The sequence below is a fragment of the Litoreibacter albidus genome, from assembly GCF_900107015.1.
Lineage (GTDB): Bacteria > Pseudomonadota > Alphaproteobacteria > Rhodobacterales > Rhodobacteraceae > Litoreibacter > Litoreibacter albidus.
In genome coordinates this window covers 153,538-173,834 of sequence record NZ_FNOI01000003.1, presented here as the reverse complement: position 1 = coordinate 173,834, position 20,297 = coordinate 153,538, and the positions used below count along the sequence as shown (strand labels likewise).

At 60.9% G+C, this 20,297-nt stretch carries 16 protein-coding genes; 8 read left to right on the top strand and 8 right to left on the bottom strand.

The window, feature by feature from the left end; genetic code table 11:
* Window positions 1-82 precede the first annotated feature (82 nt).
* The 4 genes from BLW66_RS09250 to BLW66_RS18105 are packed head-to-tail and all read right to left on the bottom strand — an operon-like array spanning window position 83 to window position 5,504.
* Window positions 83-1,975, bottom strand: a complete 1,893-nt coding sequence (locus BLW66_RS09250; protein WP_089946863.1) for a hypothetical protein — start codon at window positions 1,973-1,975, stop codon at window positions 83-85.
* Window positions 1,976-2,002: 27 nt separating this feature from the next.
* The gene (locus tag BLW66_RS09245; protein ID WP_089946862.1) at window positions 2,003-2,965 is read right to left on the bottom strand and encodes a hypothetical protein; all 963 of its coding nucleotides are present in this window, start codon (window positions 2,963-2,965) and stop codon (window positions 2,003-2,005) included.
* Complete coding sequence (locus BLW66_RS09240) at window positions 2,962-3,972, bottom strand: glycosyltransferase family 2 protein (RefSeq protein ID WP_089946861.1); 1,011 nt, start codon at window positions 3,970-3,972, stop codon at window positions 2,962-2,964. The genes BLW66_RS09245 and BLW66_RS09240 overlap by 4 nt, the downstream gene beginning before the upstream one ends.
* Entirely contained in the window at window positions 3,969-5,504 is a 1,536-nt protein-coding gene (locus BLW66_RS18105; RefSeq protein WP_244508606.1) for a class I SAM-dependent methyltransferase, read from the bottom strand. The genes BLW66_RS09240 and BLW66_RS18105 overlap by 4 nt, the downstream gene beginning before the upstream one ends.
* 138 nt (window positions 5,505-5,642) lie before the next feature.
* Between BLW66_RS18105 and BLW66_RS09225 the strand changes: the two genes are divergently transcribed.
* The 3 genes from BLW66_RS09225 to BLW66_RS09215 all read left to right on the top strand — a co-directional run bounded on the left by BLW66_RS09225 (window position 5,643) and on the right by BLW66_RS09215 (window position 10,647).
* On the top strand, window positions 5,643-6,674 hold the full coding sequence (locus tag BLW66_RS09225) for a glycosyltransferase family 2 protein (RefSeq protein WP_089946860.1): 1,032 nt from the start codon (window positions 5,643-5,645) through the stop codon (window positions 6,672-6,674).
* 1,168 nt (window positions 6,675-7,842) lie between these two features.
* Window positions 7,843-8,934, top strand: a complete 1,092-nt coding sequence (locus BLW66_RS18275) for a glycosyltransferase family 2 protein (protein ID WP_394198606.1) — start codon at window positions 7,843-7,845, stop codon at window positions 8,932-8,934.
* A 93-nt stretch (window positions 8,935-9,027) separates the two neighbouring features.
* Window positions 9,028-10,647 (top strand): ABC transporter permease, encoded by a 1,620-nt coding sequence (locus BLW66_RS09215; RefSeq protein WP_244508622.1) that lies wholly within the window; start codon window positions 9,028-9,030, stop codon window positions 10,645-10,647.
* Window positions 10,648-10,716: 69 nt separating this feature from the next.
* Here the strand turns inward: BLW66_RS09215 and BLW66_RS09210 are convergent, their stop codons facing one another.
* Together BLW66_RS09210 and BLW66_RS09205 are read right to left on the bottom strand one after the other, a co-directional pair.
* A complete protein-coding gene (locus BLW66_RS09210; RefSeq protein WP_089946857.1) occupies window positions 10,717-11,739 on the bottom strand; it encodes a Fe(3+) ABC transporter substrate-binding protein in 1,023 nt (340 codons plus the stop codon).
* A 187-nt stretch (window positions 11,740-11,926) separates the two neighbouring features.
* Window positions 11,927-13,147, bottom strand: a complete 1,221-nt coding sequence (locus BLW66_RS09205; protein ID WP_089946856.1) for an acyl-CoA dehydrogenase — start codon at window positions 13,145-13,147, stop codon at window positions 11,927-11,929.
* Window positions 13,148-13,258: 111 nt separating this feature from the next.
* Between BLW66_RS09205 and BLW66_RS09200 the strand changes: the two genes are divergently transcribed.
* The 4 genes from BLW66_RS09200 (at window position 13,259) to BLW66_RS09185 (ending at window position 17,565) form a co-directional block, all read left to right on the top strand.
* The gene (locus BLW66_RS09200) at window positions 13,259-14,164 is read left to right on the top strand and encodes an AAA family ATPase (protein WP_089946855.1); all 906 of its coding nucleotides are present in this window, start codon (window positions 13,259-13,261) and stop codon (window positions 14,162-14,164) included.
* Between the two features lie 84 nt (window positions 14,165-14,248).
* Entirely contained in the window at window positions 14,249-15,502 is a 1,254-nt protein-coding gene (locus tag BLW66_RS09195) for a vWA domain-containing protein (protein WP_089946854.1), read from the top strand.
* A 93-nt stretch (window positions 15,503-15,595) separates the two neighbouring features.
* The gene (locus BLW66_RS09190) at window positions 15,596-16,567 is read left to right on the top strand and encodes an XdhC family protein (RefSeq protein WP_089946853.1); all 972 of its coding nucleotides are present in this window, start codon (window positions 15,596-15,598) and stop codon (window positions 16,565-16,567) included.
* On the top strand, window positions 16,567-17,565 hold the full coding sequence (locus tag BLW66_RS09185) for a molybdopterin-binding protein (RefSeq protein ID WP_089946852.1): 999 nt from the start codon (window positions 16,567-16,569) through the stop codon (window positions 17,563-17,565). Before BLW66_RS09190 ends, BLW66_RS09185 begins: the two co-directional genes overlap by 1 nt.
* A 69-nt stretch (window positions 17,566-17,634) precedes the next feature.
* Here the strand turns inward: BLW66_RS09185 and infC are convergent, their stop codons facing one another.
* Window positions 17,635-18,150 carry a translation initiation factor IF-3 gene (gene infC / locus BLW66_RS09180; protein ID WP_244508604.1) on the bottom strand — a complete coding sequence of 172 codons (516 nt, stop codon included), beginning with the start codon at window positions 18,148-18,150 and terminating at the stop codon, window positions 17,635-17,637.
* 232 nt (window positions 18,151-18,382) lie between these two features.
* On the opposite strand from infC, the gene BLW66_RS09175 reads away from it, so the two are divergent.
* The gene (locus BLW66_RS09175) at window positions 18,383-19,279 is read left to right on the top strand and encodes a hypothetical protein (RefSeq protein ID WP_089946850.1); all 897 of its coding nucleotides are present in this window, start codon (window positions 18,383-18,385) and stop codon (window positions 19,277-19,279) included.
* A gap of 101 nt (window positions 19,280-19,380) precedes the next feature.
* Here the strand turns inward: BLW66_RS09175 and BLW66_RS09170 are convergent, their stop codons facing one another.
* Window positions 19,381-20,208, bottom strand: coding sequence for a ferredoxin--NADP reductase (locus tag BLW66_RS09170; protein WP_244508603.1), 828 nt, complete (start codon window positions 20,206-20,208; stop codon window positions 19,381-19,383).
* Window positions 20,209-20,297 lie beyond the last annotated feature (89 nt).

Here is a 20,297-nt window from a genome sequence, read left to right as displayed (position 1 = left end):
TTTGCGCTGCTTGTCATGATCAAACACAAATGGGCGCAGTTTGCGCCCATTTGTGTGTCTTGCTTACAGTTTTACAACTTTTCTAAGCGGACTGGAGCCTGCGCCGTTTCTTGAAGGCATTGGCGAAACGTTCCGCGCGATCTGCCTTGCCGCGCTCCGTCAGGTAGCTTTCCATCGCTTGGCGGTAGAGGTAGATGTCTTTGCGCGCCCGAATGGCGCGGTAGAAATCCAGTTCTGTCAGGGTGCCTGCGACGGCGCCTTCCATCACATCCTTCAGCACATTCATCCGGCTGAGCACCAGTGCGGACTTATGGCCAAGCCCCGCGCCTTTCAGGTGCACGACGTTGCGGCCTTTCAAGCGGTCCACGTGTTTGCGGTCGCCCTCATGGAAGTGGTCGTAGATCACATAGACCTGTGACGCGGCCTTGATCTGCTTGGCGGCGTCGGAATAGGGCAGGGACCAATCGGCTGCGCGGCCCTTGGCGAAGCGCTGCTCCCAACGGACCTTCTTTTCGTCCAGCGTGGTTTGCGGGGAGAAGGCGACCACAGTGGCCCCCGGTGCGAGGGAGGAGAAGGTGAGCGCGCCGAATGCGCCCATCGACGTGCCCACGAAGGCCACTTTCTTGAAGCCCTTGAAGAAGCCCTGATCGCGCAGCTCTTCGAGGTGGGCAATCAGATCCGCGTCGCGGAACCATGTGGGTTCTTGCGCATAGACGCCCAGATGCGAATAGCCGCGATCTGCGCAGAACTTCTGCGCCCAAGGCTCGCGGGCGTAGGCGTCGTTGCCAGCTTGCGACAGGTTGTCGAAGGACACGACCAACTGGTCCGGATCACGCTCCACGAAGGAGGCGGCATAGGTGCCGTGCGAATGGAACCAGCCGCGTTTGTCACCGCCTGGATAAATCTCGCGGTACCATGTGGGCGGGGCGAGGTCTTCCTCCAGCGCGTCGTTGGCGGGGCTGGGAGCGGGGAGTTCTGTCGCCTCTGCGGCCAGTTCTGCCTCTTGTTTGCGGCGGGCCTGCAGGTTGCCCATGGCGATCATCAGCGCCTCTGTCGCGGCGGCGCGGTCAGCCAGCTGGCTGCTGAGCTGGTCTTCGGTGCTAAGCGCCGTTTCCTCGTTCTCCAGATCTTTGGTTTGGAAGAAGTCTTTGCAATCGGGCATGAAGCGTTTCACCAGACGGCGGTTCTCGCGAGTCACTTGCTGCATCAGCCCCAAGCGTTCGCTGCGTGAGAACACGTCGCGTGACTTGATGGTGCCGGGGTGGTTCAAGGCGATCAACTCGCGGATCACCTCGCGGGTGTTGAAATCCGTACGTTCGCCCATCAGGGACAAGAGCTCCGACATCTCTGCCGAGAAGGTCTTGTTGGAGAAGCCTTCCATGACCCGCAGATCACGGGTGATGGGCATGCCCAGATGATGCGCGAAATCGCGAACCACATCGCCGTCCACCAGCCATTTGGGGCCGAAGGGGCGCACGATGATGTTTTCCTCGCCGAACATCTCCGCATAGGTGTTGAAGGTGTGCAGATAGTGCAGCCGGCGCTTGGCGTCATCAAGGAAGGCCTGACGGTCCGGCGGGATGCGGCTGTTCTTCAAAAGCTGCTTGTAGAGCGCTTCAAGGTAGCTGTCTTGGCGGCGGATGTAGCAAATCACCTTGGTGCGTTGCTTGAACTCTTCGGGGGCGGCTCCCGAAAGCTTGCGCGCGGTGTGCAGGTTGAACAGCATCTCGGAGGACGCGACATGCGTGACTTCGGGCGCGCCGTCAGCCTCGCGCAGCATGTCTTCCATCAACACGGTGGCATTGCCAGTGCGTGCGGAGGCCGCCAACTGGTTGTGCGCAATATGCGCCCGCCCTGTTGTCATGAAGTTCATACGCCCCGTGTCCCGCAACACTTGCGCGTTGTCGTTAAGGAAGTTTTGAAGCGATGTGGTCCCCGTTTTAGGTGACCCGATATGAAGCCATATCTTTCCCATGTGCTTTGCCCGCCTTGCCTGAGTTTATCATTTTCGGCCCCCTCGTTTTCCGGGGGGCGTTATGCCGCGCTTTTCCAAAAGCGCGTTTGCCGCGTTGAGTTTGCGGCGGAACACCGGACCATTGCCGGTGCTCAAAACCCGCTGCGCCAGATAGGCGATGAGCAGGGGATGCTTGTCCTCGGGAATGCGCAAGATCAACTCGCGCAGATAACGGCGAAAGTCGCGCCGCGCCCGAAGCATTTTGTAAAAACTGGTGCGTGTCAGCGTGCCATCTACGCAGGCCCCGACGACGGGCTTTAACAGTCCCATCTGGATCAGCCCCGACGCGATGCGGTGGCCTTGGAAGCGGCACTTCAGCTTGGTGATATTCGGCCCGCGAAACAGCGCCGCGTGCATGGCGTCCGGCGGCTCCAGCGGATCATAGAAGATGAACACGTCCTTGGCTTTGGCCACCATATCGGGGGCATAGCCGAAGTCGTTGTTATAGTTGCGCTTCCACGCCTTTTGGTAGCGTGTTTCCCACGACGTCACATCGCGGTCGAGCGTGGCTTGCGGGGAAATCGCCACAACCGTCGCACCGGGGCAGGCGGCGGAGAAGGCGCAGGCGGCATAGGCCCCCATCGACGCGCCATAGAACACGACCGTGTCGAACTGCGCGAAAAACTTCTCTTTTTTCAAGCGGTTGAAGAACGAAATCACGTCTTCGTCGCGGTACCATGTCCAGTCGTGGGCCATTAAGCCAAGGATTGACCAGCCCTGCTTTTGCACGAAGTCAAAGCCCCACGGCAGGCGGTTGCCATGCTCGAACACATGGTCGAGGTTCTCAAAGGTGACGATCAGCGTCTTGCCGGATTTCACGAAGAGGGCGGTGTGATCCGCGCCCAACTCCTCGAAAAATCCGTGCTCGTCGCCCATTGCGCGCAGTTCCGCGTTCCATGCGGCGCGGTCCATTTCCTCGGTCGGGGCCTTTAGGTCAATCACATCATTCATGCGGCCACCCGTTTGCGCAGGCCGGGGAACAGGTCGAGGGAGGGGGTGATCGCCTCCATCAAGGCGCGGCCGGTGTCGGTTTCCATGACGGCCTGAATTTGGTCGCGGTGCCATTGCACAGCGCGGTCATGCAGGCGGCCCAGTTTGGGGTCGCACACCAGATCTTCGTAGATGTCCTTCATCGCGCCCAGCTTGGGCTGGATCGAGACGTCATAGGTCTCATTGCGGTTCATATCTTCCCAGTAGTCCGCGCCGCGAATGCCCTCGCCAAAGGCGCGGCCACGGGCTGATTTCAGCAAGAAGCTTTCGCGCGTGCGCACGGCGTAGTGGTTGATCTGGCCCAGATCGTAGCTGATCGTTTTGCGGTTCATCCGCCAGCTGTTCTTGAAATAGCTCTCCGGCATGGGGGTGCCCGCAGGGCCGGCCCAGTTCAGCGCCGCCCAGTCATCGTTTGGAACCGATTTGGGGCGGTGGCAGCCTACAATATCGACCGCGTCCGTGCGGTGGATCGACTTGAAACCCCATGCTTGCGTTGGCTCGGGGCAATGCTCCGGCGCGGCGCGGCGCAGGGTTTCCGTTAGAAAACCATCGTGGAAGGCGGTGACATCGGCGCTGCCGAACAGCCGCCACGCCAGCGAGATACATTTGGCGTCGGGGGCTGCTGCGGTCAGGTCGCGGATGTTGCCGCTGCCTGCGTGAATGTTGACGAATTCATCCGCGTCAATCACCGCCACCCAGTCGTGATCCTTGTAGACCTGCTCTTTGGTCGACTTGCGGTAGGCGCGCACCTGATGCGAGGCACGCGCGCCCTCGCGCGCCGGATTGTGGCGCAGGGTGACGATACCCATGTTCGCAAGACGGCGCAGGATCTTGTCGGTGCCGTCTTCGCAGTCGTTGATGTAGACCAGAAAATGATCAAACCCGATCGACATGTGATAGGCCACCCACTCCAGAATGTAGGGGCCTTCGTTCTTCATACATGTCAGGATCAGGTGCTTTTGGGTCATCGCTTGTGCACCACCAACACTTGATCACGTTTGTCTTTGTGCCACTGCGCTTGGAAGATGAAGCAGCCGGAGAAGTCGGCGCGAAAGCCGTTCAACGCGTCTTGGATGTCGGGGTCGGGGTGGGCAAAGCCACCTTCACGCAGATAGTTTTGGAACAGCACTGCGGTGCGGGGATAGCCGGATTTTTCCAGCTGTTTTGGTTGGAACCGCAAATCCTCGATAATATAAAGCCCGCCCGATTTCAGCTTTGGAAACAGCGCGGTAAAGGCATGTTGCTGGTGGTGGGACGCATGGGACGCATCGTCGAGAACCACATCGAAGGGATCACTTTTGGCGGTGGCCCGCTCCAGCGTTTCAACGCTGTCGGACGTGGCGCGAATGGTCTTTAACCGCGCATCCTTGTCGCCCGCGAAACCGTCCGCATCAATGCCCGTCAGCTTGGCTTTGGACAGATACTCCAGCCACATCGCAACGGCGTCAGGCTCGCTCAGCCCCAAGAGGCCCATGTGAATAGCGCGGGTGCGCAGCGGGTTGAACAGCATCTGGTAGAGTTCGGTGAAGCGGTGCTTTCCACTGCCCTGATCCAAGCCGCGCGCGTCTGCCATGTCGGTCAGATTGACGATTCCGCGCCCTTTACGGTCTTCGTTGGTCACCTCGGGGATGGAGGTGCCAGGGATCATCTTCGCCTCTTTCGGCTTATGCGGGTTCGACTTTGGCAGCGGCGCGTCGGACGGCACGATCTTATGCTTGGTCAGAAGCTTGCCGATCAAGCTGTCAGGGTGCGGCTCGCCGTTTTCGCGCTCGATGATGCGCATGCGCATCCGGCGACCCCAGAAGTGGATGGAGAGCGTGTTGTCGGTGACATAATGGCTGAGGTCCATGTTCGGCTTCAGCATCATGCGACGCTTTTTGAAGCTGATCGGGAACAGCGCCTCTATCGGCATTGCGTATTTGTGCTCGCCGGTTTTGTGCAGGAAGTGGGTCAGCGCCTGCGGACCCCAAACGCCCCAAGATTGCTCCCCCACGTGGACGGGGTCGCCTGCGGCCTTCTTCTGGCGCATCTCCTCTTTCAGGTCTTCAGAGAACCAATCAGGGATCGCATATTCGTCAGACGTAAAGTCGATCAATCCGGCCAATGTATCGCTGTCAGCGGGCAGGCCAACAACGCCGTTGTTGATGTGGCGGTCGCTTTCCCAGCCGTGGAAGTGGCCGTTCGAGGTGGTGAAGCGCTTCACGCAATAGGCGTCGGTGTCGGCCCAAATCTGGTCGTCGGTTTTTGCCAGCATGTTGTAGCGCCACTTGTCCGCCTGCGGAGCAGGGGAGCCGGTGCGCTTGTGCGCGATGACGTTGCCGAGGGGCATGATCTCGTTCGCGTCGCAAATCTCGATCCCGTCGGGGATGTTGCCGACGTCGCCGTAGGTATACATTTTGACGTGGTGGCCCGCGTCGCGGAAGGACACGGCGCACAGTTGCTCCATGTAGGAAAGATTGCCGCCGATCCACAGCTGGGCAATTGCATAGTCTTTGGACACGTTATCTGCCTCTCATGAGCGAGTTCAATCTCCGCCCGTTTTTATGATTGTTTCGATTCTTACCGAGGAGAGGTTAAAACGCAAGGAAAAGTGATTCGTTTCACGGGGAAAACGGGTCGTAAGGGCAACAGGCGTCATATGAAAATCACACTCGTCACGACGATGCGCAATGAAGGGCCGCACCTGCCGGAATGGATCGCCCATCACCGCGCGGCGGGGGTGAGCGATTTCCTCGTCTATACCAACGATTGCGAGGACGGGACGGAGGCGTTGTTGAACCTGCTGCCTTGCGTCACGCATGTTCCGCTGGAGGATGGCAAAAAGCCCCCGCAATGGCGTGCCCTGAAGGCCGCTTGGGATCACCCGCTGGTGACGGGCGCGGATTGGGTTGCCTGTTTGGACTGTGATGAATTTATCAATTTAGACAGTGCGTTGCATGGCATAGCTGATCTGATAGATCAGGCGAATGCCGATATGATTTTACTGCCGTGGCGGCTATTCGGACACGCAGGTCACGCACATATGTCGGAGGAGCCGACGACCGCGCGGTTCACCCGCGCCGCCCCCGAAACCTTGCTGTATCCCGCGATCGGCAGCTACTTCAAATCTCTTTTTCGCCGTGACGGGCCGTTCCGCCAACTTGGCGTGCACCGCCCGAAGCAAAAGAACCCGACCCGCCACGCGCCGCCGCGCATTGTGGATGGCTCTGGCGCGGCGGTGCCGGACAGCTTGGCCGAGAACGACGGCCAGATCATGCATTGGGGCAAACCGATTGCCCGCGATCTGGTGCAGCTGAACCATTATTCCGTGCGCTCGGCCGCAGACTTCATGCTGAAGCGGGGGCGTGGCTTGCCAAACCACCAGCAAAAACAGATCGACCTGACGTATTGGGTGGAGCGGAATTTCAACACCGTCGAAGACCGGACAATTTCGCATATGGCCGCCGCAACGCAGGCCGTTTCGGCGGAATTTCTGGACATAGACGGGGTGGAGCAGGCGCAAGCCGCGTGCCGCGCGTGGCACCGCGCACGGTTCGAGGTGTTAATGCAGGAGCCGGAGGCGTTGAAGCTCTACGGGCGGTTATTGCTGGCGGAAGGGGCCGCGCATCTGCCGGATGCGGTGGCGCTCGACCTGATCACGCGCTATGGACGGGTCCATGGCTCAAACTGATATATATCTAAAGCGCGAACTGAATGTTGTTGAGGATCAAGGCCTTGTGGCGCTTGACTGTATCGGCTGGGAAGACCCCGTAGGCGGTATGGGGCTGCGGGTGTTCTTCAAGACCGGCACCACCTACGACCAGTTTGACCCCAAGGCCAGAGAGGGCTGCGCGGCCTTCTCGGAGGCGAAAATGATTAACGGCGGGCCGATGTTTATCGGCACCGCCGCCGCGCCCTCTGACCAGATCGACATGGCGCTGCAAAACGGGACTTTAACCCTTCCGGTACAGGCGCCGGAGACCGATTTATTCGAAGACATGAACGTCTGCATGGTCGAGCGGAACGGTGAGCCGATAGAGGTGATCGAGGATTGGCTGCGCTATCATGTGACGGGGCACGGGCTGCAAGCTGTGCTGATGATAGATCGCGAAAAACCCAATAAAGAGAGCGGGTTCGAGCGCAAATTTAAGAAGCTTGCGGCGGAGGTTGGCCTGCGCCGATTGGTGCATGTGAAGTCCCGCGCGCCACTGGGGCACGCGACGCTTCCGCCCGCGCATCACCCGTTCAACGCCCCCGATGCCCCCGGTAAGGACCGGATGGAGGAGCTGCCAAGCGATCCGCAGATTGCCCCACTGGCGGAGCTGTCGCTTTACGAATGGGCGAAATGGCGGTTCCTGAGCCGTGCGCGCGCGGTGATGAATCTGGATCTGACGGATTTACTGGTGCTTGACGCGACCCCATTTGAGGCGGTTCACGAAACCTCCGTCGGGGTCATTCAACTGATCGGGCAACGCATCTACCCGTGGCGGGTGCGTCCGAAAAAGAAGCCCAAATTTGGCGACCACATCTGCCGCCAGTTCGACAACCCGCGCGCCAATCGCCGTTGGTGCGTGGCCCCGTCACGGCTGGGCAGTGACAAGGTGTGGCGGTTCGTGCGTATCGTGGATGCGGAGCCACAACCCGATGAAACGATGGGGTTTTTGCGGGCGATGGCGATACGCCATCCGAAGAACTCCGCCGCTGAACTGGTGCCGAAAACTTCCCTGATTGAGGACGCGCATCTGCTGGAAATGGCCCGCGACATCTGGGACCACAAACCGGTGCGACCGCCCGAAAGCAAGATGGATGAGCCAGCGGGCAAGGCCAAGGATGGCGGGCGCACCGCGATCATCACCTGCATGAAAAACGAGGGGCCGTTCATCCTTGAATGGGTCGCCTATCACCGTGCGATCGGGGTGGATGACTTTCTTGTCTATACCAACGACTGCAACGACGGCACCGACGAGTTGCTGGACCTGCTGCAAGCGCGCGGCATCCTGCAACGCCGCGACAACAAGTTCGCGGGCACGGATTTGAAGCCCCAGCACTGGGCGCTGGACGCGGCAGGCCGTGAGGATGTGTTCAAGAACGCGGGCTGGGCGATTTCCATGGACGTTGATGAATTCATCAACATCCACGTGGGCGAGGGCAAGCTGGAGGATCTCTATAAGGCGGTTGGCGACGCCAACATGATTTCCCTGACGTGGCGTCTTTATGGGAACGCCGATGTGCATGAATACAAAGACGAATTTCTGATCAACCAGTTCACCCAATGCGCGCCGGAACTGTGCCGAAAGCCGCATCAGGCGTGGGGGTTCAAGACGCTGTTTCGCAACATCGGCATTTACAAAAAGATGGGTGTCCACCGGCCCAAGGGCCTGAAGCCGGACCTGTGGGACAAGATCAAATGGGTCAATGGCTCCGGCAAGCCGATGCCGAAGAAACTGATCCGCAACGGCTGGCGCTCGACGACCGACAGTTATGGTTATGATCTTGTGTCGCTGAACCACTATGCCGTGCGCTCCGCCGAGAGCTTTCTGGTCAAGCGCGACCGTGGGCGGGTGAACCACGTGGACCGAGATCAGGGGCTAAGCTACTGGTTTCGAATGAATAACAACTGGGAGTTCAACAACTCCGCCCAGACGAAGCTGCCGCTTGTGCAAGCGGAGTTTGACCGCTTGATGTCCGACCCAGAGCTGCGCGCCGCGCATGAGTATTCCGTGGGTAAGCACCGCGAAAAGATCGCGGAGCTGAAGGCGACGGACAACTACGCCAACTTCTACAAAGACCTGACCGGAAAGCGCATGGAAAACCTTGCCCGCATGCACAATTACTTCGGGGCCAACGTGTTTTTGGCGGGGCCGGATGTGGTGCCGGACGAGGTGGCGTTGATGGAAGATGTGCCGGAGGATTTCTTCTTTACCGTCGAGAAGGTCAAAACGACGCATTAGAGCCTGAGTGTTTTTGTTGGCGATGCCTTCCCATCATCTGCCAGCACTTGTACAGACGGGTAAATGTTTAATCTGAAACGCCATAAACAAACCATGCAAGGCCCCAAAAGCCTGCGCCGCGCTGCCGTTGTTCTGGCGGCGATGTGTCTGCTGCCGATGATTGCCGTGGCTTTGGCTGCTGTGACAGGCGGCAGCGACACGCTGCAACACTTGGCCAACACGGTGATGGGGCGCTACACCGCAACCACCGCGCTGCTGGTGTTGATGGTATCCATCGGCACGCTGTTACTGGGGACGGGGGCCGCGTGGCTGGTCACCATGGCCGAATTCCCCGGTCGTCGGGTGCTGGAAATCGCGCTGGTCATCCCGCTCGCGTTCCCCGCCTATGTTCTGGCCTATGCCTATACCCATCTTCTGGACCATCCGGGCATCGTGCAATCAACGCTGCGTGACGTTACGGGGTGGGGGCCGCGCGACTATTGGTTCCCCGAGATCCGCTCCCTCAGCGGGGCGGCGGTTATGCTGATCTTGGTGCTTTACCCCTATGTCTACCTGCTGGCCCGCGCCGCGTTCTTGCAGCAAAGTGCCACGTCTTTTCTGGCGGCGCGTGCTTTGGGCAAATCGCCGTGGCAGGCGTTCTTGCGGGTGTCGATCCCGATGGCGCGCCCAGCGATTGCGTCGGGTGTTTTGCTCACGGTGATGGAAACCATCGCCGACTTTGGCACCGTCGCTTATTTCGGGGTGCAAACCTTCGCCACAGGCATCTACACCAGCTGGTTCTCCTTGGGGGACCGCGCGGGAGCGGCGCAACTGGCGTCAGGCATTTTGGCGGTGGCGCTTGTTCTAGCGGTGTTGGAGCGGTCCAGCCGTGGCCGCGCAAAATACCACGACAGCTCCAAACACCAAGAGCCGATGGCCGCGATAGAGCTGAGCGGTTGGGCCAAATGGGGGGCCACCGCGCTCTGCGCCATTCCGGTTCTGCTGGGCTGGATCGTGCCCGGCACGGCGCTTTTGATCATGGGGTTCGGCGGGGAGCAGGACTTGCTCTCCCCGCGCTACCTTGGCTTTATATGGAACTCGGTCACCTTGGCGACGATCGCCGCCGTGGTCACGCTGATCGCGGCGGTCACACTGGGCTACTTGCAACGCCTGGACGACGGGCCGGTGTCGCGGCTGTCGTCCTCTATCGCGCGGCTCGGCTATGCGGTGCCGGGGGGCGTTATCGCGGTGGGCCTGATGGTGCCTTTTGCGAATTTCGACAACGCGCTGGACGCATGGATGCGTGCCACGTTCGATGTCTCCACGGGGCTGCTGATCACCGGCTCCATCTGGTTGCTGGTCGCCGCCTATATGATCCGCTTCCTTGCCGCCGCACTTGGCGCATATGAAGGCGGGCAGGTGGCGGTGAACGCCAATATGGACATGGCGTCCCGCGCCTTGGGGCAAACAGCCTTCGGCACCTTGCGCCGTGTGCACCTGCCGATCTTGCGGCCCAGCTTGCTCACTGCGCTTTTGATCGTGTTCGTGGATGTGATGAAAGAGCTGCCAGCCACCTTGATCCTGCGCCCGTTCAACTATGACACGCTGGCCGTGCAAGCCTACCGGCTGGCGTCGGACGAGCGGTTGGAGGGCGCGGCGGTGCCGTCTTTGGTGATCGTGGCCATTGGCCTTTTGCCCGTCATCTTGATCTGCCGCCAAGTCGGGCGCCGCTAATAGAGGCAATATAAAAGGCGCGGTGGTTGCCCACCGCGCCTTCCATGTGTGCCGGAATAGTCGGGAGACTTATTTCCAGCCAACCTGATTGAAGGTTTCCAGCGCCGCCGGAAGCTGCTTTGCCACGGCAGACAGGCTCACGTCGTCGGCTTTGAAATCACCCAGTTTCTGCACGGCGGATGTTGTTTCAACACCTTCCACGGCTGGGAATTCGTTGTTGCCGCCTGCGAAGTACTGCTGGGCCGAGTCGGACGCGAGGTATTCCAGGAACTTCACCGCGTTCTCTTTGTTGGGCGCATGCGCCGCAACGCCGCCGCCGGACAGGTTCACATGCGCGCCGTTACCGTCTTGGTCTGGGAACACCCAGCCGATTTTGTCGATCTCAGCGGTCACGCCGTCGACGTCTTGGCTCATCGCACGCGCGAAGTAGTAGGTGTTGGCAACCGCGATGCCGCACTCGCCGGAAATCACGCCGCGCAGCTGGTCCGTGTCACCGCCTTGTGGCTCACGCGCCATGTTGTCGACAACGCCCTGCGCCCAAGCCGTACCAGCCTCTGCGCCGTTGTTCTCGATGATCGAGGCCAGCAATGTCTGGTTGTAGGTGTTGGTGGAGGAGCGGATGCACACCAAACCTTTGTAGGCCGGATCAGCCAGATCGGCGTAGGTCGCTGGCGGGTTGGTGACGGTGGCTTTGTCGTAGAAGATGATGCGCGCACGCTGCGAGAAGCCAAACCACTGGTTGTCGCTGTCTTGCAGATTGGCGGGGATTCTTTCTTCCAACACCGCGCTGTCAGTCGCTTGCAGAACGCCCGCGTTCTTCGCGCGCTCTAGGCGGGAGGTGTCGACCGTGATCAAAACGTCGGCAGGGGAGTTCGCGCCCTCGGCTTCCATACGGGCGATCAGCTCGTCCGCCTTGCCCTCGATACGGTTGATCTTGATGCCGGTGGCTTTGGTGAAGTCGGAATACAGCTGCTCGTCGGTGTCATAATGGCGTGACGAATAGAGGTTAACTTCGCCCTCGGCGAATGCGGGCATGGCTGCGCCAAGGGTGGCGGCCAGAATAAGAGAGAAGGTTGCAGGCGTTTTGGTCATTTTAGCGATCCAGTTTAGGTTTTATTTCTTACTGTTTTGATTGGTTACTATAATCTGGCACGGATGCAAGGGTTTCTGACTAAAAAGATCGGAATAGACGGATCACCCCACCACGCATCAAAGCCGCACATGAAAAAGGGGCAGCCAACCGGCCGCCCCATCTCCTTATCTCTGATGTCGTGGCGTTTTAGAAAAACGCCTGAAGCCCCGTGACAGCCCGCCCCAGAATCAGCGCGTGCACGTCATGGGTGCCCTCATAGGTGTTCACCGTCTCAAGGTTCACCATATGGCGCATGATCTGGTAATCCTCCTGGATGCCGTTGCCGCCGTGCATATCCCGCGACATACGCGCTATATCCAGCGCCTTGCCGCAGTTGTTGCGCTTCACAAGGGAGATCATCTCAGGCGCGGCGCGGCCTTCGTCCATCAGGCGTCCGACACGCAGGGAGGACTGCATCCCGAGCGAGATCTCAGTCAGCATGTCCGCCAGTTTCTTTTGGAAAAGCTGCGTTTGCGCCAGCGGCTTGTTGAACTGCTTGCGGTCCAGCCCGTACTGACGCGCGGCGTGCATGCAGAACTCCGCAGCACCAAGAACGCCCCAAGAGATGCCATACCGCGCGCGGTTCAGGCAGCCGAACGGGCCTTTCAAGCCCTCGACATTCGGCAGCAAGGCGTCGTCGCCCACGGCCACGTCCTTCATCACGATCTCGCCGGTGGTGGAAGCCCGCAGCGACAGCTTGCCGCCGATCTTTGGCGCAGATAGCCCGTCCATGCCCTTGTCCAGCACGAAGCCACGGATTTTACCGCCGTGGGCCTCGGATTTGGCCCACACCACGAACACATCTGCGAAGGGGGCGTTGGAAATCCACATCTTCGCGCCGTTCAGCACATAGCCGCTGTCGGTTTTCTTGGCGACGGTTTTCATGCCCGCAGGGTCGGACCCCGCATCAGGTTCGGTCAGGCCAAAGCAGCCGATCAGGTCACCGGACGCAAGGCCGGGCAGGTATTTCTGGCGCTGCTCCTCGGAGCCGTAGGCATAGATCGGGTACATCACCAGCGACGATTGCACCGACATCATGGAGCGGTAGCCCGAATCGACCCGCTCGATCTCGCGCGCGACCAGCCCGTAGGTCACGTAAGACGCGCCCAAGCCGCCGTATTCCTCCGGCACAGTCAGCCCCAAAAGCCCCGCAGAGCCCATCGCCTTGAACATACCCGGATCCACGGTTTCCTCGCGGTAGGCCTCGATAACCTTCGGGGCCAGCTCTGTCTCGGCAAAGCTACGCGCCGCGTCGCGCAGCATGCGCTCGTCCTCGGTCAACTGGTCTTCCAGACGAAACGGGTCCTCCCAGTCGAAGCGGGCCATGTCCGGGGCGTCTTTCGCGGAAATAGGGGTAGTGACGTTCATCGGGGTAACTCCAGTGTTGCGATTTCGGTTAGACTATAGTCGCGCTTTGGGGGGGGCAATGCTTGACGACGCCACGTGTAGATGCAGCAATGCCGCACAGAGGAGAGCCGCATGATCCCATTGCCCAAATCCATCGACGAGACCATCGCGCTTCTGGGGCGCGAAAACTACATCTGTGGCAGGGCCTTGGCGACGGTGGTGTTCTTGTCACTGAAGCTGGGGCGTCCGATGTTCCTCGAAGGGGAGGCTGGCACCGGTAAAACCGAAATTGCCAAAGCCATCGCGGCGGCGCTTGGGCGGCGGCTGATCCGCTTGCAATGCTATGAAGGGCTTGATGCGTCCTCGGCTGTCTATGAGTGGAACTTCCCCGCCCAGATGGTCGCTATTCGCACCGCGGAGGCCACAGGCACCACAGACCGCAACGCCCTACAGGCAGAGCTGTTCTCCGACGACTACCTGACCGCACGACCCCTGCTTGAGGCGATGAAGCCCCAAGACGGCGGCCCGCCGGTTCTGCTGATCGACGAGTTGGACCGCACCGATGCCCCGTTCGAGGCCTATCTGATGGAAACCCTGTCGGATTTCCAAGTCACCATCCCAGAGCTCGGCACCGTCAAAGCGGCGGAGCCGCCCATCGTCATCCTGACCTCCAACCGCACCCGCGAAGTCCACGACGCGCTGAAACGCCGATGTCTCTACCACTGGGTCGATTACCCCGATTTCGAGCGCGAGATGGCCATCCTGCACGCCCGCGCACCAGAGGCCCAAGAGGCACTCAGCCGTGAAGTCGTGGGCTTCGTGCAGCGCTTGCGCAAGGAAGACCTGTTCAAATCTCCGGGTGTGGCGGAAACCATTGACTGGGCCAAATGTCTGCTCGCGCTCGATGTCATCGCCATGAGCCCCGAAGTCATCGCAGATACCCTCGGCGCGATTTTGAAATACCAAGACGACATCCAGAAAATTCAAGGCGCGGAGGCAAAACGCATCCTCGACGACGTGCGCGAAAGCCTCGCGTGACGCAGCTCTCTTCCCCCATCATTGCTTCAAAAATACCTCGGGGGTGTGGGGGCTGGCCCCCACGGCGGTCAGGCGCGCCCGCAGATGGCTGATTTCCCCCCGCTCGACATCCCCGACGACGGCAAGCTGGCGGACAATATCACATGGTTCGCCCGCGCTTTGCGCAACGCGGGGCTGCCTGTGGGGCCGGGGCGGGTCATCGACGCCATCCGCGCGGTGGAGGCCGCGAGCTTCACCCGCAAGGCCGACTTCTTCTACGTCCTGCAAGCCTGTTTCGTGTCGCGGGCAGAGCACCGCTTGATCTTTGCGCAGGTGTTTCGTCTGTTCTGGCGTGACCCGAACTATCTGGAGCATATGATCGCCGCACTCACGCCGATGATCCGAGGCGTCCAGGAGGAGCATAAAGCCAAGCCCGCCGAAAAACGCGCGGCGGAGGCTTTGCTGAACGGCGTTGATCGCAAGCTGCCAGACACCCCCGAGGAGGACAGCGAGGAGACGGAGATAGAGATCGACGCCGCGCGCACCATGTCGGGGGAGGAACGGCTGCGCTCGCTCGATTTCGAGTTGATGAGCAACAGCGAGATGGCCGCAGCCAAGCGCATGCTGGCCAAGCTGACCTTGCCGGTGAGGCCGCTGACTTCGCGGCGCACGCGGCTCAGCGCCAACGGCCCGATGATTGACGGCCCCGCCACATTGCGCAGCGCTATGCGCCAAGGTGGCGAGATGCAGAAATTCGCCCTCAAGACCCGCCGTCAGCGCTGGCCCAACCTCGTGGCGCTTTGCGATATCTCCGGCTCCATGTCGCAATATTCGCGCGCCGTGCTGCATTTCCTGCACGCGGTCAGCAACCAGAAGGGGGCGGGCTGGGCCAAGGTTCACGCCTTCACCTTTGGCACGCAATTGACAAATATTACCCGCCATCTGGCCACGCGAGATGTGGACGCGGCGCTGGCGGCGGCGGGGGCGCAGGCGCAGGACTGGGAGGGCGGCACCAAGATTGGCACATGCCTGCACCAGTTCAACTACGATTGGTCGCGCCGCGTCATGGGCGGCGGCGCGGTCGTGCTGCTGATCACCGACGGGCTGGACCGCGACGACCCGCAGGCGCTGGCCCAAGAGATGCGCCGCCTTCACCTGTCGGCCCGTAAGGTCATCTGGCTGAACCCCTTGCTCCGCTGGGAGGAATTCGCCCCGAAGGCGCGCGGCATCAAGGCCATGCTGCCCCATGTCGACAGCTTTCGCGCCGGCCACAACATTGCGGCGCTTGAGGCTTTGGCCGACGCCATCTCGCGCCCCGATGATGCGGGGGAGAAGGCCCGCCTTATGGCGCTGCTTTAACATCCGCAAAGGGGCAAGACCGCGCTTCTCCCGCGCCCTGATGTGGCCTACATTGATGGACGACCAGCGCGACGACCCGCTTTTGACAAGGATATGCCCGTGACCACTGACCTCAACGACATCCCCGCCATCGCGCTCGAGTGGCACCGCAGCGGCACCGGCGCAGCCTTGGCGACGGTGATTGAGACATGGGGCTCGGCCCCGCGCCCCGTCGGCTCGCAATTGGCGATTTCAGGGCAGGGGGACATCATGGGGTCGGTCTCTGGCGGCTGCGTTGAAGGCGCGGTGGTTGTCGAGGCGATGGATGCTCTGGACGATGGCCAGCCGCGTCTTTTGGAATACGGCGTGTCCGACGATGAGGCCTTTGCCGTAGGGCTTGCCTGTGGCGGCACCATTCGCGTGTTGGTGGAACCCGTGGGCGCGGCTTTGCCGCCGGCGCTGCTGGCGCAATTGGTGGCGGCGCGCGCCTCCGGCACGCCGGTGGCCTACACGGTGGACACCAAAACATGGGCGCGGGCACTGGATGGCCCTGACAGCTATCCGGACCGCTTTCGCGCCGACAAATCGGGGTTTGAGGGGGATATCTTCGTGGGCATCCACAACCCGCCGCTGCGCATGGCCGTCATCGGCGGCGTCCATATCGCGCAAAGCCTGATCCCCATGGCGCGCGCGGCGGGCTTCGCCCCCGTTTTGATCGACCCGCGCGAGGCCTTCGCCAGCGCCGCGCGCTTCCCTGACTCCGATCTGGTCCACGACTGGCCCGACGCGGCGCTTGATGCCTTCGGGATCGACACGCGCACCGCCGTGGTCACACTGACCCATGACCCCAAACTTGACGACCCCGCTATCCAAGCCGCGCTGAATTCGGACTGCTTCTATCTGGGGTGCCTCGGCTCCACCCGCACCCATGCCAAACGCGTTGCGCGGCTAGAGGAGGCGGGGTTCAGCGCCCCGCAACTTGCCCGCATTCACGCCCCTGTGGGCCTGAACATAGGGGCCAAATCCCCCGCCGAGATCGCGATCAGCATTATGGCGCAAGTCGTCCAAGCCCTGCGGCAAGGCTGATGGACTTCGGCCCCGTTCAAACAGAGCACGCCCTTGGCGCGATCCTTGCCCATTCCGTGGAGGTCGGCGGGCGGCGTTTGCGCAAAGGCGTGGTCTTGGAGCAGTCCCACATAGAGCAGCTCCTCGCCGCCAATCTGGCTGAGGTCACGGTGGCGCGCCTAGGGGATGATGACGTTCACGAAGACGATGCCGCTTTGGCACTCGCGCAGGCTTTGGTGCCGGACGCCGCTGCCGCCAACCTGCGGCTTGGGGCAGTGGGGACGGGGCGCTGCAACATCTTCGCTGATGCGGCAGGTGTCGCACAGATCGATGCCGCTGCGATTGATGCGCTCAACGCCATTCACCCTATGATCACGGTCTCCACGGTGCCAAAGCTGCACCGCATGGATGCGGGCGGCATGGTGGCGACGGTCAAGATCATCTCTTACGGCGTGCCAAAATCGGCACTGGCGCAAACCGAAGCCGCTGGCCGCGCTGCGCTGTCCCTTGCCACCGCCACAGCCAATCGCGTCAGCTATATTGAAACCACGCTGGCCGCGCCTGCCACCGGCAAGGGGGCGGATGTAATCGGCGCGCGGGTCGCGGCGCTTGGGGCTGCGATGGAGGCGCCCGCGTTTTGCCCCCATGAGGTCGCGGCCCTGTCGGACGCGCTGCGTCGCGCCACGGGGGACGTGATTTTGATCCTCACCGCCTCCGCGACGTCCGACACGCGTGACACCGCGCCGGAGGCATTGCGCCAAGCAGGGGGCACCGTCACGCATTTCGGCATGCCCGTTGATCCGGGCAATCTGCTGTTTTTGGGCGATCTGGATGGCACGCCTGTCATCGGGCTTCCGGGCTGCGCGCGCTCCCCCGCGCTCAATGGGGCGGACTGGGTGCTGGAGCGGGTGATCTGCGGCATCCCCGTCACGGGGCGCGATATCATGGGCATGGGGGTCGGCGGGTTGCTTAAGGAAATTCCCAGCAGGCCGCAGCCACGCAATCCGAACAGGCGCTAGCGCAAAGAAAAGCCCCGGCAATCCAAAGGGACGCCGGGGCTTTCTATAATCTTGGTTTGATGGCTCGACTTACGTCTTCAGCGGGCCAATCAGCATGATCATCTGGCGGCCTTCCATCTTGGGGAAGTTCTCCACCTTGCCGTGACCTTCGATGTCCGCAGCAACGCGTTCCAGCAGCTCACGGCCCAAGTTCAGGTGGGCCATCTCGCGGCCACGGAACCGCAGGGTAACCTTCACTTTGTCACCGGCTTCAAGGAACTTGAAGACATTGCGCATTTTCACATCGTAGTCGTTGGTGTCAGTGTTCGGGCGGAACTTGACCTCTTTGATCTCGATGATCTTTTGCTTCTTGCGGGCCTCGGCCTCTTTCTTCTGGGTTTCGTACTTGTACTTGCCGAAATCCATGATCTTGCAAACAGGCGGGTTGGCGTTGGGCGAAATCTCTACCAGATCAAGCCCGGCTTCGTCAGCCATGGCCATCGCACGGGCAGGCGTCACAACGCCCACGTTTTCACCGTCAGCGCCAATAAGGCGAATTTCATCAGAGCGGATGCGGTCGTTGACGCGCGGTCCGGTTTCGCGCACGGGGGGCGCATTATGTGGTCTGCGGGCTATGGCCTGAAGTCCTTCTTTGGTTTCAATTGTTTCGCGTAGACAAAATAGGGGGCGCGCGCCCGTCCTACAAGTCGCTTTTCCTTAAGACACGTATAGACGGGGAAAAACCCGAGCGAAACCCCGTTGTAACCCCCTTGGTGATCCCTTAGCTCCTCCCAGCAGGCGGGGGACACCCCTGCACAACCAAAGGGATAAAGAGATTATGCAACGTGGAATTATTGCGGGCGCCGTCGTCGCGCTTGTTGGTGTTGGCGGTTACGTCTTGTTGAACCAAGACGGCGACGCGATGGAAACAGTCAAAGGCGCGGCTGGCGAAGCCGCATCTGTCGTTGAGACCGCAGCCGAAGCCACAACCGAAGCCGCATCCGACGCGGCAACTGCAACGGCAGAAGTGGCGTCCGAAGCTGCAGACGCGACAACAGACGCAGTCGCCGCCGCAGCAGAGGCCACAACAGAGGCCGCAGCCGACGCCGTTGAGGCTGTTGCCGATACCGCAGCTGCCGCCGCAGAAGCCACAACCGAAGCCGCCGCTGACGCCGTGGACGCGGTGACGGACACGGCCAACAGCGCAGTTGAGGCTACAAACGAGGCCACAGCATCTGCAACAGACACAGCAACCGCCGCTGCTGACGCGACAACCGAGGCTGCGTCCGCTGCTGCAACGTCCGCAACAGACACCGCGACCGCTGCTGCTGACGCGACAACTGAGGCTGCGTCCGCTGCTGCAACGTCCGCAACAGACACCGCGACCGCTGCTGCTGACGCGACAACTGAGGCTGCGTCCGCTGCTGCAACGTCCGCAACAGATACAGCAACCGCTGCTGTTGACGCGACAACAGAGGCTGCGTCCGCTGCAACCGACACCGCCGCTGCGACCACCGAAGCGGCCGCAACGGAGACAACCGGCGCGATGGCGGGTATGGCCGAGTTGCTGACTGTTGACGGATTCGACTACGACAAAGTCGTTGAAATGGTTGATAACTCCGAACTCAGCGCGATCTCCAAGACGACGCTGAAAACCGGTCTGACCAAGGCGCAGGAAAATCCTGAAATGCTGGCTGGCGTTCTGGACAAGGTGAAAGCCGCGATGGGCATGTAAGCCCCCGCAGCGTCCAGCCCGCACTGGGCTGGGCACACAATGAAAACGCCGCGCCGGATTGCTCCGACGCGGCGTTTTTTATTGCTTAGCGTATATCGCGTTTAGCCGACGAAGGCTTTCTCAACCACATAGTGTTTCGGGTCGCTGTTCGCGCCTTCTTCAAGACCGAAGCCCTCGAAGATTTCCTTGAGGTCGGTGTTCAAACCCATAGAGCCGCAGACCATCGCACGGTCGGTTTCGGCTGTCATCGGCGGAACGCCAAGGTCGGTGAAAATCTCGCCGGAGCGCAGCTTGTCCGTTACGCGGCCCATCTTCGGGCTCTCTTCGCGGGTGGTGGTGGGGTAGTACACCAGCTTTTTCAGGTTCTCTTCGCCGATCAACTCGCCCAGCAATTCGTCGGTGCGGATCTCTTCGATCAGCTGACGGCCATATTCCAGCTCTGCCACTTCGCGGCAGGTGTGGGTGATGATCACCTCGTCGTAATCCTCATAGGTTTGCGGATCACGCAGCAAGGACGCGAAAGGGGCAAAGCCCGTGCCGGTGGCGAAGAACCACAAACGTTTTCCCGGAAGCAGGGCGTCATGCACCAAGGTGCCAACCGGCTTGGGGCGCAAGATGATCTCGTCGCCCACTTTGATGTGCTGCAACTTCGAGGTCAGCGGGCCGTCCTGCACCTTGATGGAATAGAACTCCAACTCTTCGTCCCACGACGGCGACGCGATGGAGTACGCACGCAGCAAGGGCTTTTGCTTACCGGTTTCAGGGTGCGGGTCGCCCATCAGGCCGATCATCACGAATTCGCCCGACCGGAAGCGCAAGGACGCAGGGCGCGTGACGCGGAAGGAAAACAGACGGTCCGTCCAATGCTTCACTTCGGTGACGGTCTGGGCGTCCGGCAGGGTCGGGACGGCTTTAACTGGTGCATTCATAGCGGCTACTTCATTCATGGCAATTGTCCGGCGAGGCATGTCGCCTCTCCGGCCTTTCTAGTGATCTTGGATCAAATGTTAAATGGGAC

Bases quoted from the DNA above. Each gene is read 5' to 3' on its own strand.
- BLW66_RS09250 (WP_089946863.1), bottom strand. From the start codon at position 1,975: ATGGGAAAGATATGGCTTCATATCGGGTCACCTAAAACGGGGACCACA.
- BLW66_RS09245 (WP_089946862.1), bottom strand. From the start codon at position 2,965: ATGAATGATGTGATTGACCTAAAGGCCCCGACCGAGGAAATGGACCGC.
- BLW66_RS09240 (WP_089946861.1), bottom strand. From the start codon at position 3,972: ATGACCCAAAAGCACCTGATCCTGACATGTATGAAGAACGAAGGCCCC.
- BLW66_RS09225 (WP_089946860.1), top strand. From the start codon at position 5,643: ATGAAAATCACACTCGTCACGACGATGCGCAATGAAGGGCCGCACCTG.
- BLW66_RS18275 (WP_394198606.1), top strand. From the start codon at position 7,843: ATGAAAAACGAGGGGCCGTTCATCCTTGAATGGGTCGCCTATCACCGT.
- BLW66_RS09215 (WP_244508622.1), top strand. From the start codon at position 9,028: ATGCAAGGCCCCAAAAGCCTGCGCCGCGCTGCCGTTGTTCTGGCGGCG.
- BLW66_RS09210 (WP_089946857.1), bottom strand. From the start codon at position 11,739: ATGACCAAAACGCCTGCAACCTTCTCTCTTATTCTGGCCGCCACCCTT.
- BLW66_RS09205 (WP_089946856.1), bottom strand. From the start codon at position 13,147: ATGAACGTCACTACCCCTATTTCCGCGAAAGACGCCCCGGACATGGCC.
- BLW66_RS09200 (WP_089946855.1), top strand. From the start codon at position 13,259: ATGATCCCATTGCCCAAATCCATCGACGAGACCATCGCGCTTCTGGGG.
- BLW66_RS09195 (WP_089946854.1), top strand. From the start codon at position 14,249: ATGGCTGATTTCCCCCCGCTCGACATCCCCGACGACGGCAAGCTGGCG.
- BLW66_RS09190 (WP_089946853.1), top strand. From the start codon at position 15,596: ATGCCCGTGACCACTGACCTCAACGACATCCCCGCCATCGCGCTCGAG.
- BLW66_RS09185 (WP_089946852.1), top strand. From the start codon at position 16,567: ATGGACTTCGGCCCCGTTCAAACAGAGCACGCCCTTGGCGCGATCCTT.
- BLW66_RS09175 (WP_089946850.1), top strand. From the start codon at position 18,383: ATGCAACGTGGAATTATTGCGGGCGCCGTCGTCGCGCTTGTTGGTGTT.
- BLW66_RS09170 (WP_244508603.1), bottom strand. From the start codon at position 20,208: ATGAATGCACCAGTTAAAGCCGTCCCGACCCTGCCGGACGCCCAGACC.